This is a genomic window from Nocardia goodfellowii (assembly GCF_017875645.1).
Classification (GTDB): Bacteria; Actinomycetota; Actinomycetes; order Mycobacteriales; family Mycobacteriaceae; genus Nocardia; species Nocardia goodfellowii.
This window is the reverse complement of the sequence record NZ_JAGGMR010000001.1, coordinates 3,880,743-3,895,172: the sequence shown is the minus strand read 5'-3', so window position 1 is coordinate 3,895,172 and position 14,430 is coordinate 3,880,743. Positions and strand designations below refer to the sequence as shown.

The window sequence follows — 14,430 nt, the reverse complement described above, 5'->3', positions numbered from 1 at the left end:
AAGCGTGCTCGATCGCGGTGCCGACCGGTCCTAACCACCGACCAGTGCGGCGGCCATCTCCGCGCGCGGAGCGGGCCGGCCGGTGAATTGTTCGACTTGGCCGTAGGCCTGATTCAGGAGCATGTCGAGCCCGCTGACGACCACACCGCCTGCCCGACTGACAGCCTCGGCGAGCGGGGTCGGCCACGGGTCGTAGATCGCGTCGAGAACTACCGGGGCGACGGCGACCGAGTCCGCGACGACAGCGGCGGCTTCTGCGGGGATGGTGCTGACCACGGCCCCGGCGATCGCGCAGGCCGCGTGTACCGCATCGGGGTCGAACCCGAGGACGGTGGCGGTCAGGCCCAGGCGTTCGGCGAGATCCAGTGCGCTGCGGGCTCTTCCGGCGTCACGGGCCAGGACGGTCACCGATTTCGCGCCGAGTTCGGCGAGGGCGAGCAGGGCGGGGCGAGCGGTGCCGCCCGCGCCGAGCACCACCGCTTCGGTGAGGGTGTCGACGCCGGCGCCGCGCAGCGCGCCGAGCACGCCGTCGACGTCGGTGCAGTCGGCGCGCCAGCCGGTCGCGGTGCGCAGCAAGGTGTTGGCCGAGCCGACCAGCACGGCGCGCTCGGTGCGGTCGGCGGCGTAGGCGAGCGCCGCTTCCTTGCCGGGCATGGTGACCGACAGGCCGACCCATTCCGGGCCGAGACTGTCTACCAGTCCCGGCAGTTGCTCGGCCGCGCATTCGATCCGCTCATAGGTCCACGGCAGGCCCAGCGCGCGGTAAGCCGCCAGGTGCAGTTGGGGTGAGCGGGAGTGCGAGATCGGCTTGCCCAGGACCGCGGCTTTGCGTACCTCAGCGGCCACTGTCCAGAATTCCGCTCTCTTGGGCCTTCCTGATGTTGCGCAGATGTTCGGCGTAGCTCTCGGTGAACAGCGTGGTGCCCTTTTTGTCGATGGTGACGAAGTAGAGCCAGCTGCCGGGTTCCGGATTCTCCATGGCGCGCAACGCGTTCAGCGACGGCGCGGCGATGGGATTGGCGGGCAGGCCGGGCATCGCGTAGGTGTTCCACGGCGTTTTCGTGGCCCGGTCCTCGTCGGTGGTGGCGACCTCGGTCTTGTCCAGGGAGTAGTTCACCGTGGAGTCGAACTGGAGCGGCTGATCGATCGCCAGGCGGTTCACGATCACCCGCGCGACCTTGCCCATGTCCTCCGGCTTGGCCTCACGTTCGACCAACGACGCCGCGATCAGCGTCTGATACGGGCTCAGTTTCGTCTCGGAGCCGGACTGCAGCAACCCGGTCGACTCGTAACTGGCCGCACTCTGCGTGATCAACTGCCGCAGAATCTGCTGCGGCGTGCCGCTGGGATCGAAATCCCAGGTGCCCGCGGCGATCAGTCCGTCCAATTGCCGGCTGCGGTCGGGTGCGGCGCGGACGTCGTTCATCGCCCAGGCCGGGACGCCGAGACCGGCGAGATCGGTGCTCGACCCGGCCGCGGCGAGCTGGTCGGCGGTGACACACTTCTGCTGCGGTCCGGCACCGACACAACTCGCGGCCGCGATCTTGGTGTAGAGGCCCTCCGAGCGCGATCCGGTGTTCACGTCGTGCTGGTCGTGCAGCAGTTTGCCTTCGGCGACAACCAGATTCCCGACCCGCGACCCCTTGCCGACAAGGGTGGTGACCGCCTGCGCGGCGGGGATCTGGCTGGGAATGGCGTAATACCCCGGTTGCACCGAGGTCATATTCGAATTGCGCACGGCCGCTTCGAAGAACGCGGCGCTGCTCTTGACCACGTCCTTCTCCAGCATGGTCTCCGCGATCTGGCTGGAGGTGTCGCCGGGGTGCACCTGCACCACCACCAGCGGGCCGCCCGGCCCGGCGTAATCCTCCGGCGGTCCGAACGACTTCGCGAACTTCATGATCGCGAAACCGGCGGCGCCGGTGAACAAGACGACGAAGACGCCCGCGATGATCCACAGATTGCGGCGACGGCGTTTGCGCTCGGCGGCCTTGCGGGACGCGGCGCGAGATCGCCTGTTGCGCGGCGACTTCGGCGCCCGCTCCGGCTTGGTCCGCCGGGTGGCACGGGAATTCGTGCGCACCGGCTTGCCGCGCTTCGGCGGTTCCGGCTCGTCGAGCTCCCCGTCGAAATCGGGATCGACGTCATAGCCGTCGTAGTCGGGATCCTTGGCGGGATCGTAGAGCGCCGGGCCCTCGTAGAACGGCTCGTCGTCGGTGTAGCGCGGGATGACGGTGGTGTCGTCGTCGTAGTCTTCCCACGCCTGGTCGTCGCGCCGGTAGCGCCGATCAGCCTCGCGCTGCCGGAAACGTTCTTCGGCCCGCGCCCATCGATCCGTCATGCATCGCCCTCCGACGACGCACCACGTACCTCTTCGCCCGACCTCAACACCGCACTCCGTTCGTCCAACCATCCTTGCAGGATCGACACGGCCGCCGCCTGATCGATTACTCGGCGCTGGCCACGCGTGCGTACTCCACTGTCCCGCAATGCACGTGCAGCTGACACCGTAGTCAACCGTTCGTCGGAAAGCCTGATCGGCACGGGGGCGATACTCGCCTGCAAACGCTTGGCGAATGCAATGGCCAATCCCGCCGCAGTGCCTTTCTCCCCGCGCAATGTTCGGGGCAGGCCGACAATAACCTCCACTGCCTCGTACTCGCGCACAATTTCGGCAATCCTCGTGATGTCGGCTGCCGGACCCCCGCCGCGCGCACCGGATTTCGCGCGCGGCACCGTCTCGACAGGCGTCGCGAGAATAGCGTCAGGGTCACTTGACGCCACGCCGATACGGACGCTGCCCACGTCGATGGCGATGCGCCTGCCCCGCCCGGGGTCGGTCGTCGGATCCGGCCGGTGACCGCCCGCGGGCAAGGCTGAATCTGAAGTTTCGGAAGAGTCGTCCATCAGGAGGCCAGTTCGGCCACCCGTGCCCGGACGGCCGCTAGACCGGTGCCGATTCCCGAGGGATCCGAACCCGCGCCCTGCGCCATTTCCGGCTTCCCGCCGCCGCGTCCCGCGATGCTCGGGCCGAAAGCGCCGACCAGATCGCCGGCCTTGAAGCCGAGCTCCTGCGCGGGCTTATTGACGGTGACCACGAACGGCACCTTGCCGTCCGCGTTGCCGAGCAGCACCACGATCGCGGGATCGGTGCCGAAGCGGCCGCGGATATCGGTGGCGAGGGTGCGCAGGTCACCGCCGCCGACGCCTTCGGGCGCCGCCACCGCGACCAGCAGTACGCTGCCGATCCGCTCGGCCTGTTCCACGAAGGTGGACACCGAGGACAGCACCGCGGCCATCTTGCTGCGCTCGAGTTCCTTTTCGGCCACCTTGAGCCGTTCCACCAGCTGCTCGACCCGGGCGGGCACCTCCTCGGAGGGCACCTTCAGCGAGGACGCGACACCGGCGAGCAGCGCCCGTTCCTTGGCCAGGTACTTGTAGGAGTCCAGGCCCACGAAGGCTTCCACGCGGCGCTTGCCGGAACCGATGGCCGATTCGCCCAGCAGCGTGATCGGGCCGATCTGCGAGGAGTGCTGCACGTGCGTACCGCCGCAGAGTTCCATCGAGAACGGGCCGCCGATCTCCACCACGCGCACCTCGTCGCCGTAGTTCTCGCCGAACAAGGCCATCGCGCCCATCTGCTTGGCCTTGGTCAGGTCGGTGACGAAGGTGTTCACCGGGAAGTCCGCGCCCACAGCGTCATTGGAGACGGCCTCGATGTCGACCTTCTGGCTCTCCGAGAGCTGACCGGTCCAGTTGAAGTCGAAGCGCAGGTAGCCCGGCTTGTTCATCGAACCCGCCTGCACCGCGTTCGGCCCCAGGATCTGCCGCAGCGCCGCGTGCACCATATGGGTACCCGAGTGCCCCTGGGTGGCGCCCCGCCGCCAGGCCGGATCCGCTTGCGCGAGAACGACATCGCCCTCGGTGATCTGGCCCTGCTCGACCGTGGTCTTGTGCACCCACAGCTTCTTGGCGATCTTCTGCACGTCGTTGACGGTCAGTTTCAGACCGGTGCCGGTGATGGAGCCGCGGTCGGCGATCTGGCCGCCGGACTCGGCGTAGAGCGGGCTGCGATCGAGGATGACCTCCACGTCCTGGCCCGCGGTGGCGACCGGGACACGCACACCGTCGGCGATGAGCGCGAGCACCTTCGCCTCGGAGGTCAGCTCGTCGAAGCCGGTGAACTCGGTGGCGCCGCGATCGACGAGCTCCTTGTAGATGGACAGGTCCGCGTGGCCGTGCTTGCGCGCCTGCGCGTCGGCCTTGGCCATCGCGACCTGCTCGGCCATCAGCGAGCGGAAGCCGGCCTCGTCCACCGAAAGCCCCGCCTCGGAGGCCATTTCGAGAGTGAGCTCGATCGGGAAGCCGTAGGTGTCGTGCAGCTTGAACGCGGCCGAACCGGGAATCGTCTTGCTGCCCTTGGCCGCCACCTCGTCGACGGCATCGGAGAACAGCTTGGAACCGGTGTTCAGCGTCTTGAGGAACGCGGCTTCCTCGGCGACGGCGACATTCCTGATGCGCTCGAAATCGGTGCCGAGTTCCGGGTACGACGGCGCCATCAGATCGCTGACCGTCTTCATGAACTCGCCGATCACCGGCTTGTCCGCACCGAGCAGACGAGCCGAGCGCACGATGCGGCGCAGCAGCCGCCGCAGCACGTAGCCGCGGCCGTCGTTGCCGGGGTTGATGCCGTCGGCGATCAGCATGGCGCCGCTGCGGGCGTGGTCGGCGATGACGCGGAACCGGCGATCGCCCTCGGCGTCGACACCGTAGGAACTACCGGTCAGTTCCTCGGCCTTGGCGATGATCGGGCGCAGCAGGTCGGTCTCATAGACGTTTTCCACGCCTTGCAGCAGCATCGCGACGCGCTCGACGCCCATGCCGGTGTCGATGTTCTTCTTCGGCAGCGAACCGATCGGCGGGTGCCCGTACTTGGGACTCTGCTCGCCGCGGATGTCCTGCATGAAGACCAGGTTCCAGATCTCCAGGTACCGGTCCTCGTCGGCGACCGGGCCGCCGTCCTTACCGTGGGCGGGACCACGATCGAAGTAGATCTCCGAACACGGGCCGCCCGGTCCGGGCACACCCATGTCCCAGTAGTTGTCGCGGCCGTCGCGGAACTGGATCCGCTCCGCCGGGATGCCGATCTTCTTGCTCCAGATCTCGGCGGCCTCGGGGTCGGATTCGTAGGCGGTGACCCACAGGCGTTCCGGGTCGAAACCGTAGCCGCCGTCCTCCTGCGACTTGGTCAGCAACTCCCACGCGTAGGTGATGGCGCCTTCCTTGAAGTAGTCGCCGAAGGAGAAGTTGCCGGCCATCTGAAAGAAGGTGTTGTGCCGGGTGGTGACGCCGACCTCTTCGATGTCACCGGTGCGCACGCACTTCTGCACGCTGGTAGCTCGCGGGTACGGCGCTGCCTCTTGACCCAGGAAGTACGGCTTGAACTGAACCATGCCCGCGTTCACGAAAAGCAAGGTCGGGTCGTCCAGGCTCAGCGGGGCGCTCGGCACCTCGGTGTGGCCGGCACGGACGAAATGTTCCAGGAATCGCCGTCGGATCTCGTGGGTCTGCACAGGTATCCAGCCTACCGGGACGGCGCATCCGGTTTTTCACGGCCCAGTGATCAGCACGGGCCGGCCGACGCGCGGAACGGTTCGGTTTCCAGCACCGCGCCGACCGGGTCCGGCAACTCCATGGTGTGACCGAATTCCGCGCGGGAGGTCTGGGCGTACCAGCCTTTGACGGGATGACTGAAGACGAAAGCGCCCTGGACCGCGCGGTCGACCAGGAGGTAGAGCGGAATCTCGGCTTCGGCGTAGGCCTGGGTCTTGCGGACCCGGGCGCGCTGATCGGTCTCGGTTTCGTAGGCGGTGACCTCGACGACCATCAGCACCTCGTCGGGTTCGGCCCAGCCGCGACGACGGAACGTCCCGTCGAGCGCCACCGCGCCGTCCACCCGGACCCGGCCTTCCCGGTCGGCTTGCACCTTCAGGTCCAGGCAGGGATAGAGCCGCAGATCGTCGCGCTGGCGCAGGACTTGCTGGGTGATCGAGCGCCGGATCTCCACTCGGCTGCGGTCCGGCGCCAGCTTCGCGCCGAGTCTTCCGTACAGGAATTCCAGCGCCACCGAACCCGGCGCGTGCCGGGCGAGTTCCTCGAACTCTTCGATCAGCAGTTGCGGAGCGTTGCCCCGCACCGTCAGCTTTCCGGACAGCAACTCCAGTCGCACCGCCTCCGGCGTGTGCCGGGCGAGCTCCTCGAACTCTGCCACTGACATCTGAGGTCGGTCCGGCCGAACTGTCACCGGGCACCTCCTCCGTTGGTCAGTGCATCCCACCGCTGGCCCGACCCTACGCCCGGCAACCGAGCGGCACACCTGTTTTCGGCGCTCCGGGGACGACTCGTGAACAGCCCTGGGCGAGAACGCTATCCGGATATGGTGCGGTGATCTTCCGACCCGGCTACTTGCCGCGGACGATGCGGCGGAGCTTCTGGACCCGGGGCCCGATCTCACGTTCGTTGCCGTGATCCGTAGGGGTGTAGTAATCGCGGCCGACCAGTTCGTCCGGTGGATATTGCTGGGCGAGCACGCCGTCCGGGTCGTCGTGCGGGTACTTGTAGCCCTGGGCATTACCCAGCTTGGCCGCGCCCGCGTAGTGCCCATCGCGCAGATGCGGCGGAACCAGACCGGCTTTACCCGCGGAGATATCGGACATGGCGGCGCCGAGGGCGGCCGGGACCGCGCCGGACTTCGGCGAGGTGGCCAGATGGATGGTGGCGTGGGTCAGGGTGAGCTGCGCCTCGGGCATGCCGATCAGCTGGACCACCTGGGCGGCGGCGACCGCGGATTGCAGCGCGGTCGGGTCGGCCATCCCGATGTCCTCACTGGCCGAGATGACCAGGCGGCGGGCGATGAAGCGCGGGTCCTCCCCCGCGCTCAGCATGCGGGCCAGGTAGTGCAGAGCCGCGTCGACATCGGAGCCGCGAATGGATTTGATGAAGGCGCTGACCACGTCGTAGTGCTGATCACCGGCCCGGTCGTAGCGGACCGCCGCCTTGTCGACACTGGCTTCGACGAGATCCACGTCGACATTGCCGTCGAGGGAGGACTCGGCCGAGGCTTCCAGCGCGGTCAGGGCCCGGCGGGCGTCCCCGCCCGCGATACGCACGATGTGGGCCAAGGCCGCCTCGGTCACCGTGTACTCGCCGTGGAAACCGCGCGGATCCTCGATGGCGCGACACAGCACCTGACGGATGTCGGCGTCGGTGAGCGAGTGCAGTCGCAGCACCAGCGAACGCGACAGCAGCGGTGAGACCACGGAGAAGGACGGGTTCTCGGTGGTCGCACCGACGAGCAGCACGATGCGGTTCTCGACCGCGGCGAGCAACGCGTCCTGCTGAGTCTTGGAGAAGCGGTGCACCTCGTCGATGAACAGCACGGTCTGCTCGCCGACGGTCAACCGGCGGCGCGCCAAGTCGATGACCGCGCGCACCTCCTTCACACCGGCCGACAGCGCCGACAGCGCCTCGAAGCGGCGGCCGGTGGCCTGCGAAATGAGCGACGCGAGCGTGGTTTTCCCGGTGCCGGGCGGTCCGTACAGCAGGACCGAGGCCGCGCCCGAGCCCTCCACCAACCGCCGCAGCGGCGAACCGGGACCCAGCAGATGCTGCTGCCCGACGACCTCTTCCAGCGTTGCGGGGCGCATGCGCACCGCCAGCGGCACCGAATCCCCCGCACCGCGGAACTCGACCCGGCCCCGCCCATCCGACTCCCCCGCGGCCTGCCCGGGTACGTCGAACAGTCCGTCGGTCATGCCCGCACCTCGCTCGGGGCACGCAGGAAGAACATCCGCTCGGTCATGAGGGCGACGGTACCTCGCACCTCCGACATCTCCGCACGGTCGCCGGCCAACGGCAGCGAAAGCCGATACCGGTCATCGAAGACCACGAAGCTCGGCGGTTTCGACTTGCTCAGCGCCCGGTAATCGACTGAGATCAATAGTCGTGGCTGAAAACACGGTTGTTTCAGATTCCGCTGTGCCGGGATCCATCGGTCGGCGGACGCTCCTCAAGGGCGGTGCCGCCGCTGCCGCCGCGACCACGCTGTCAGTGGCCGGCCCGGCGCGCGCTCAGGGCTCGATGTTCCGGCACGGCGTCGCCTCGGGTGATCCGCTACCGACCGGCGTGGTGATCTGGACGCGCGTCACCGTAGCCGACGACGCGACCCCCGGTTCGGGTATCGGGGCCGCCACCCCGGTGCGCTGGGAGGTCGCCGGCGACGACACCTTCGGATCGCTCGCCGCGTCCGGAACGTTCACCGCCACAGTCGATTCCGATCACACCGTGAAGGTCGACGTATCCGGCCTGACGGCGGATCGCGTCTACTACTACCGGTTCACCGCCCTGGGCGAGACCTCCCCGGTCGGCCGCACCCGGACCGCACCGGCCGAGTCCGACACACCCGACCGCCTGCGGTTCGGCGTGGTCTCCTGCTCGAACTGGGAGGCCGGCTACTTCAGCGCCTACCGCCACCTCGCCGCCCGCGGCGACCTCGACGCGGTCATCCACCTCGGTGACTACATCTACGAATACGGTCGCGGCAAATACGGCGGCCGCGCCGGCGCGGTCCGCGGGCACGATCCGGCCACCGAGATCGTCACCCTCGCCGACTACCGGATCCGGCACGGACAATACAAAACCGATGCCGACCTGGCCGCCCTGCACGCGCTGGTCCCGTTCATCTGCACCTGGGACGACCACGAGTCCGCCGACAACTCCTGGTCCGGCGGCGCCGGCCATCACGATCCCGCCGTCCAGGGCCCGTGGTCCGCTCGGCGCGCCGCCTCGGCTCAGGCATATCTCGAGTGGATGCCGGTGCGCGCCAAGGGTTCCGGCAACGACGTCCAGATCTATCGCCGCCTGCGCTTCGGCACGCTGGCCGAACTGTCCATGCTGGATCTGCGCAGCTACCGCGACGAGGAGGTCGCTCCCGGCGCGGGCTGGCGCAATGTCGACAACCCCGCCCGGACGCTCACCGGCCAGGCACAGATGCAGTGGCTCACCGCGGGTCTGGCGTCGGCGCCGGTGCGCTGGAAGCTGATCGGCAATTCGGTGATGGTCGCACCGCTGGTGTTCCCGCCGCTGGACCCGGCCCAGAGCAAAGCGTTCACCGATGCGATCGGCCTGCCGCAGTCGGGTGTTCCGGCGAACGCGGACCAGTGGGACGGCTACACCGCCGACCGCCGGAAGCTGTTCACCGCGCTCACCGAGAATCAGGTCTCCGACGTGGTCTTCCTGACCGGCGACATCCACTCCTCCTGGGCCTCGGACCTGCCGGTGGAGGCCGCGACCTATCCCGCGGGCCCGACCGTAGGCGCGGAGTTCGTCGTCCCGTCGGTCACCTCCGCCAGCATCGGCGAGATGCTGAAATCGGCTCCGCGCACGGCGGCGGTGCCGCTGGAGGAGACGATCAAGGGCGTCAACCACCACATGCGCTACGTGGAACTGGAGTCGCACGGCTACGGCGTGCTCGAGGTCACCGCGGAACAGACACAGATGGACTGGTTCTACGTACTGAACGTGGAGGACCCGAACACCGGTGTCCGCCACGGAGCTTCGTTCGCGGTCCGCTCGGGTGGGCGGATCGAACCCCGTCCGGCTCCGGTGGTCTGACCTCGGATACGCGTTCGGCCGGGACCCGACGGGGCCCGGCCGAACAGTCACGAATTACTCCGACCAGCGCTCCTCGAGCATGGCCGATACCTCGTCGGCGAAGTCACCGATGATGTCGTCGCCGGTGCACCGCGCGTCTTCGGCGAGCGCGGCCCACCGGTTGATCAGCGCCTCCGAACGCGGCACCGACAACCCGTGCTCGCGCGCCGCGGCGATTCGCGCGTGGTCCACGGGCAGGAACCAGTACGTGCTGAGCCAGACCCAGATCAGCCGGGCCTCCAGGATCCGTTCGGCGAGCACGGTGTCGTCGGCGAGCGCCGGCCACACCCCGACCACCTCGGAACGCCACGCCTCCACCATCTGCCGGGCGCGATCCCGGGCCAGCTCGAAATCGCACAGGCAACCGGGGAAGGACACCAGCGCGTAGGCGATGTCGAGGGTGGCGTCGCGGAATCCGCCCCACTCGTAATCAAGGAAGCGGGCGCCCTCCTCGTTGAGGATGACATTGTCCGGGCACAGATCCGAGGGGCTGAACGCGCGGAACCGGCCCGCGGAGAACAGCCGGTTGCCGCGCACGATGAGTTCGGCGATCTCCCCCGGCACCTCGATGCCGAGTTCGCGCCGCAACATGCCGGGCACCTCGGCGATCGCGGTCTCGGCCTGCTGAGCGATCCCGTCGACCCGGTGCATCACGTCGACGCGGCGCAGCAGCGCCACGAAGTCGGCTTCGCGCCCGACCGTCGCCGCGTGCATCCGGCCGAGTGCCTGCGCGAAGGCCATCAGCGCGTTGCGGGTGGCCGGTTCGGCGCCGGACCGCAACTGCTGGGTCAGCAGCGAGTTCTCACCGAGGTCACTGAGGATCAGCAGCCGTTCCGGCAGGCTGTGCGCGATGAGGTAAGCGCCGGGGCGCTGATCGCGGCTGAGCGCGGTGGTGAACTGGTAGGAGACGGCTTCCCGGAGGAATGCCGAGTCGATGCTGGCGACGCCCGGGGCGAGCCCGCCGGTGCGGCGTTCCGCGGCGTTGCCGCGAACCTGCTTGACGATGAGGGTGCGCGGTAACGAGAAGGCGTTCTCGGACACGCGCACACGTAGGACCGTCGTCCTACCACTACCGCTGAGTTCCATCGGATCGCTCAGCTTCACCGGAGCACCCATTCGCTTTGTGAGCAATTGCTGTGCTGCGGACACGACTTCGGCGGCGCGTTCGGCCAATAGTGCGGTCATCGCCTCTCAAGCTACTCGCATCGGGTCACTTCTAGCGAGCGGTTGCACAACCTTTCCGCGTCGCTCGGCGTGTCTGTCACGTGGTTGCCGGACCTGCGCGGTCTGCTTGACACCAGGTGCGTTCGTCCGGTTTTCTCATCGTGAACTGTTGTGCGCCACACCGCAAACCAGTTGTGCCGGAAAGGTCGACGACAATGACCGACAGACCGCAGTCCGCTCCCCGAGACCCTGAGAAGGAACCAACTGGCGACGCGCCCGAATCACGGAGTGGCCAGCAGTACCCGGCCCCGGCCCAGCAGGCCGGGCAAAGCGGGCATGGTCAACAGGAGACGCCGGGAGCCGGCGACGACCCGCAATCCGGTCGACCGGCCTCCGCTCAGCACGGCAACGAACCACCGTCCAACGTCGGCCGGCCATCCCCGCAGGGTTACGCATCGGAGCAAAGCTCAGCGCAACAGGGATACGTACCGCAGCAGGGTGACCAACCCCAGCAAAGCTCGCCGCAGCAGGGATACGCACCGCAGCAAAGCTCAGCGCAACAGGGATACGCACCCCAGCACGGTGACCAACCCCAGCAGAGCTCATCGCCACAGGGTTACCAACAGCAGGACGACCAGCCATCCCAGCAGGGATACCAACAGCAGCAAGGTTTTCCGCCTCCACCGGGCTATCAGTCGCAGCCCGGCTACCAGGCCCAGCCCGGTTACGGCCCGCCCGGCGCTCCCCCGCCGCCCGGCTACGGCCCGCCCGGCGGCATGCAACCCCCGCCCGGCGGGATGCCGCCACCCGGCGGGCACAAGCCGCCCGGTCAACCGGCCTTCGGATATCAGGCGGCCGCGCCGGACCGGCCGACCGGCCTGGACGTCGGTTCCGCCCTGGGCTACGGCCTGGATCGGTTCCGCGGCAATACCGCACCCTGGCTCGGTATTACGGCGGTCGGCTTCGCCATCTACCTGGTGTACTGGCTCTTCGTCGCGATCTTCGAGCCGAATTCGGTTCTGGTCCTGACGGTTCTGTTCCTCGCGGTGATGGCGGCGCTCTGGCTGCTGCAGGCCGCCATGGTCCGCGGCGCGCTCTATGAAACCGACGGCACCCCACCGGTGTTCGGCTCGTACTTCCAGGTCGGCAATGCGGGCAATGTCTTGCTGACGTCGCTGATCGCGTTCGTGGCGACCTTCATCGGCTTGGCCCTGCTGGTGTTGCCGGGCATCATCATCGGAGTGCTGTGCATGTTCGCCCTGCACTTCGTGGTCGACCAGGACCTCGGTCCGATTCAGGCGATCAGGTCCAGCGCGCGCTTGGTCATGGCCAATGTCGGTCCGGTGCTGCTGCTCGCCCTGGCGGTCTTGGTGCTCACCTTCCTGGGCGCGCTGCTCTGCGGTTTCGGGCTGCTCGTGGCGGCCCCGATCGCGGTCATCGCGGTGACCTACGCCTACCGGATCCTCACCGACGGCACCCTCGTACCGTCGCGCTAGGCAAAACACCTCCGCCCCACGCTCTTTCGAGTGTGGGGCGGAGGCGCGGGAGCGGAGCCGAGTTACTCGGCGGCTTTGCCCTTGGCGTCGTCCTTCTTCTTGTCCTCGGGCTTGAAGTCCAGCCCGGCTTCCCTGCGCTGCTGCGGGGTGATCGGCGCGGGCGCGTCGGTCAGCGGGTCGACGCCGCCGCCGCTCTTCGGGAACGCGATGACATCGCGGATCGAGTCCACACCGGCCAGCAGCGCGGTGATCCGGTCCCAGCCGAAGGCGATGCCGCCGTGCGGCGGGGCGCCGTAGGCGAAGGCGTCGAGCAGGAAGCCGAACTTCTCCTGTGCCTCGTCGTGGCTGATGCCCATCACCTTGAACACGCGTTCCTGGACATCGCGGCGATGGATACGGATGGAACCGCCGCCGATCTCGTTGCCGTTGCAGACGATGTCGTAGGCGTAGGCCAGCGCCGAACCCGGGTTGGTGTCGAAGGTGTCGACCGATTCCGGCTTGGGCGAGGTGAACGCGTGGTGCACCGCGGTCCAGGCCGAAGAACCCAGTGCCACATCGCCACTCGCGGTGGCGTCGGCGGCCGGCTCGAACATCGGCGCGTCCACGATCCACACGAACGCCCAGGCGTTCTCGTCGATCAGACCGCACTTGCGGGCGATCTCGCCGCGGGCCGCACCGAGGATCGCGCGGCTGGCCTTGACCTCACCGGCGGCGAAGAAGACGCAGTCGCCCGGCTCCGCGCCGACGTGCTTGGCCAGACCCTCGCGTTCGGCCTCGGACAGATTCTTGGCGACCGGACCGCTCAGCTCGCCGTTCTCACCGATCAGCACGTAGGCCAGACCGCGCGAGCCACGCTGCTTGGCCCACTCCTGCCAGGCGTCGAGCTGACGCCGCGGCTGGCTCGCGCCGCCCGGCATGACGACCGCCCCGACATACGGCGACTGGAACACCCGGAACGGGGTGTCCTTGAAGTACTCGGCGCACTCGGTGATCTCGACCTCGAACCGCAGGTCCGGCTTGTCGGAGCCGTAGCGGCGCATGGCCTCCGCGTAGGTCATGTGCGGGATCGGGGTGGTGATGTCGTGGCCGATCAGCTTCCACAGCGCGACCAGGATCTCCTCGGCCAGCAGGATCACATCGTCCTGGCGCACGAAGCTCATCTCGATGTCGAGCTGGGTGAACTCGGGCTGACGGTCGGCGCGGAAGTCCTCGTCGCGGTAGCAGCGCGCGATCTGGTAGTAGCGCTCGATGCCGCCGACCATGAGCAGCTGCTTGAACAGCTGCGGGCTCTGGGGCAGGGCGTAGAAGCTGCCCGGCTGCAACCGTGCGGGCACCAGAAAGTCGCGGGCGCCCTCGGGGGTGGAGCGCGTCATCGTCGGGGTCTCCACCTCGACGAACTCGTGACCGGCCAGCACCGCCCGCGCGGCGGCGTTGGCCTTGGAACGCAAGCGCATGGCGTGCGCCGGGCCTTCGCGGCGCAGGTCGAGGTAGCGGTACTTGAGGCGGGCCTCTTCACCGGGCTGCTCGTCGAGCTGGAACGGCAGCGGGGCGCTCTCGTTGAGCACCTCCAACTCGGTGACGTTGACCTCGATCTGCCCCGTGGGCAATTCGGGGTTCTCGTTGCCGTCGGGCCGCTGCTCGACCACGCCGGTGACCTGGACACAGAATTCGGCGCGCAGCTTGTGCGCCTGCTCGGCTGCCGCGCCTTCCCGGAAGACCGCTTGCGAGACACCGGACGCATCGCGCAGATCGATGAAGATCACGCCACCGTGGTCACGCCGCCGGGCCACCCATCCGGTGAGGGTGACGGTTTGACCGGCGTGCTCGCTTCGCAGCGAACCAGCCAAGTGGGTGCGCAGCACGGTGTTCCTTTCGACGATTGCGGTCACCGGGCATTCTCCCCGTCCGGTGCGTAGCCATCGTAGCGATGACGCAGGCCCAAGCCCTAATAAGGGCGGCGGCGGCAGTGGACGCGACACGATTGCGGTGAGTCCCGGATTGCTGGGTATCACATGTAAAGCTGTAGGCGCGCTAGCTCCATGGCGACGAACCGCGCCCG

General features: G+C 68.1%; 12 protein-coding genes. 2 read left to right on the top strand and 10 right to left on the bottom strand.

Annotation, left to right across the window (positions count from 1 at the left end; translation table 11 throughout):
• Nucleotides 1–30: 30 nt before the first annotated feature.
• The 7 genes from BJ987_RS17775 to BJ987_RS17745 all read right to left on the bottom strand — a co-directional run bounded on the left by BJ987_RS17775 (nt 31) and on the right by BJ987_RS17745 (nt 7,999).
• On the bottom strand, nt 31–846 hold the full coding sequence (locus tag BJ987_RS17775) for a shikimate dehydrogenase (protein WP_209891126.1): 816 nt from the start codon (nt 844–846) through the stop codon (nt 31–33).
• Entirely contained in the window at nt 836–2,341 is a 1,506-nt protein-coding gene (locus BJ987_RS17770; RefSeq protein WP_209891123.1) for an endolytic transglycosylase MltG, read from the bottom strand. Before BJ987_RS17770 ends, BJ987_RS17775 begins: the two co-directional genes overlap by 11 nt.
• Nucleotides 2,338–2,907 (bottom strand): Holliday junction resolvase RuvX, encoded by a 570-nt coding sequence (gene ruvX, locus BJ987_RS17765; protein WP_209891120.1) that lies wholly within the window; start codon nt 2,905–2,907, stop codon nt 2,338–2,340. The genes BJ987_RS17770 and ruvX overlap by 4 nt, the downstream gene beginning before the upstream one ends.
• Nucleotides 2,907–5,573: an alanine--tRNA ligase gene (gene alaS / locus BJ987_RS17760; protein WP_209891118.1), complete on the bottom strand. Its 2,667-nt coding sequence runs from the start codon at nt 5,571–5,573 to the stop codon at nt 2,907–2,909. The genes ruvX and alaS overlap by 1 nt, the downstream gene beginning before the upstream one ends.
• Nucleotides 5,574–5,623: 50 nt before the next feature.
• Nucleotides 5,624–6,277, bottom strand: a complete 654-nt coding sequence (locus BJ987_RS17755; protein WP_209891115.1) for a Uma2 family endonuclease — start codon at nt 6,275–6,277, stop codon at nt 5,624–5,626.
• A gap of 184 nt (nt 6,278–6,461) precedes the next feature.
• The gene (locus BJ987_RS17750) at nt 6,462–7,814 is read right to left on the bottom strand and encodes a replication-associated recombination protein A (protein ID WP_209891112.1); all 1,353 of its coding nucleotides are present in this window, start codon (nt 7,812–7,814) and stop codon (nt 6,462–6,464) included.
• The gene (locus tag BJ987_RS17745; protein WP_209891108.1) at nt 7,811–7,999 is read right to left on the bottom strand and encodes a hypothetical protein; all 189 of its coding nucleotides are present in this window, start codon (nt 7,997–7,999) and stop codon (nt 7,811–7,813) included. Before BJ987_RS17745 ends, BJ987_RS17750 begins: the two co-directional genes overlap by 4 nt.
• A gap of 38 nt (nt 8,000–8,037) precedes the next feature.
• Here BJ987_RS17745 and BJ987_RS17740 point away from each other — a divergent pair, with 38 nt between their 5' ends.
• Nucleotides 8,038–9,672, top strand: coding sequence for an alkaline phosphatase D family protein (locus BJ987_RS17740; protein ID WP_307869659.1), 1,635 nt, complete (start codon nt 8,038–8,040; stop codon nt 9,670–9,672).
• Between the two features lie 54 nt (nt 9,673–9,726).
• Here the strand turns inward: BJ987_RS17740 and BJ987_RS17735 are convergent, their stop codons facing one another.
• A complete protein-coding gene (locus tag BJ987_RS17735) occupies nt 9,727–10,896 on the bottom strand; it encodes a phosphotransferase family protein (RefSeq protein WP_209891105.1) in 1,170 nt (389 codons plus the stop codon).
• Between the two features lie 260 nt (nt 10,897–11,156).
• Nucleotides 11,157–11,279: a hypothetical protein gene (locus tag BJ987_RS37750; RefSeq protein ID WP_281070374.1), complete on the bottom strand. Its 123-nt coding sequence runs from the start codon at nt 11,277–11,279 to the stop codon at nt 11,157–11,159.
• Nucleotides 11,280–11,651: 372 nt separating this feature from the next.
• On the opposite strand from BJ987_RS37750, the gene BJ987_RS17730 reads away from it, so the two are divergent.
• Nucleotides 11,652–12,371 (top strand): DUF2189 domain-containing protein, encoded by a 720-nt coding sequence (locus BJ987_RS17730; protein WP_245366017.1) that lies wholly within the window; start codon nt 11,652–11,654, stop codon nt 12,369–12,371.
• A 62-nt stretch (nt 12,372–12,433) separates the two neighbouring features.
• Here BJ987_RS17730 and aspS read toward each other — a convergent pair whose 3' ends face one another.
• The gene (gene aspS / locus BJ987_RS17725; RefSeq protein WP_209898620.1) at nt 12,434–14,233 is read right to left on the bottom strand and encodes an aspartate--tRNA ligase; all 1,800 of its coding nucleotides are present in this window, start codon (nt 14,231–14,233) and stop codon (nt 12,434–12,436) included.
• Nucleotides 14,234–14,430 lie beyond the last annotated feature (197 nt).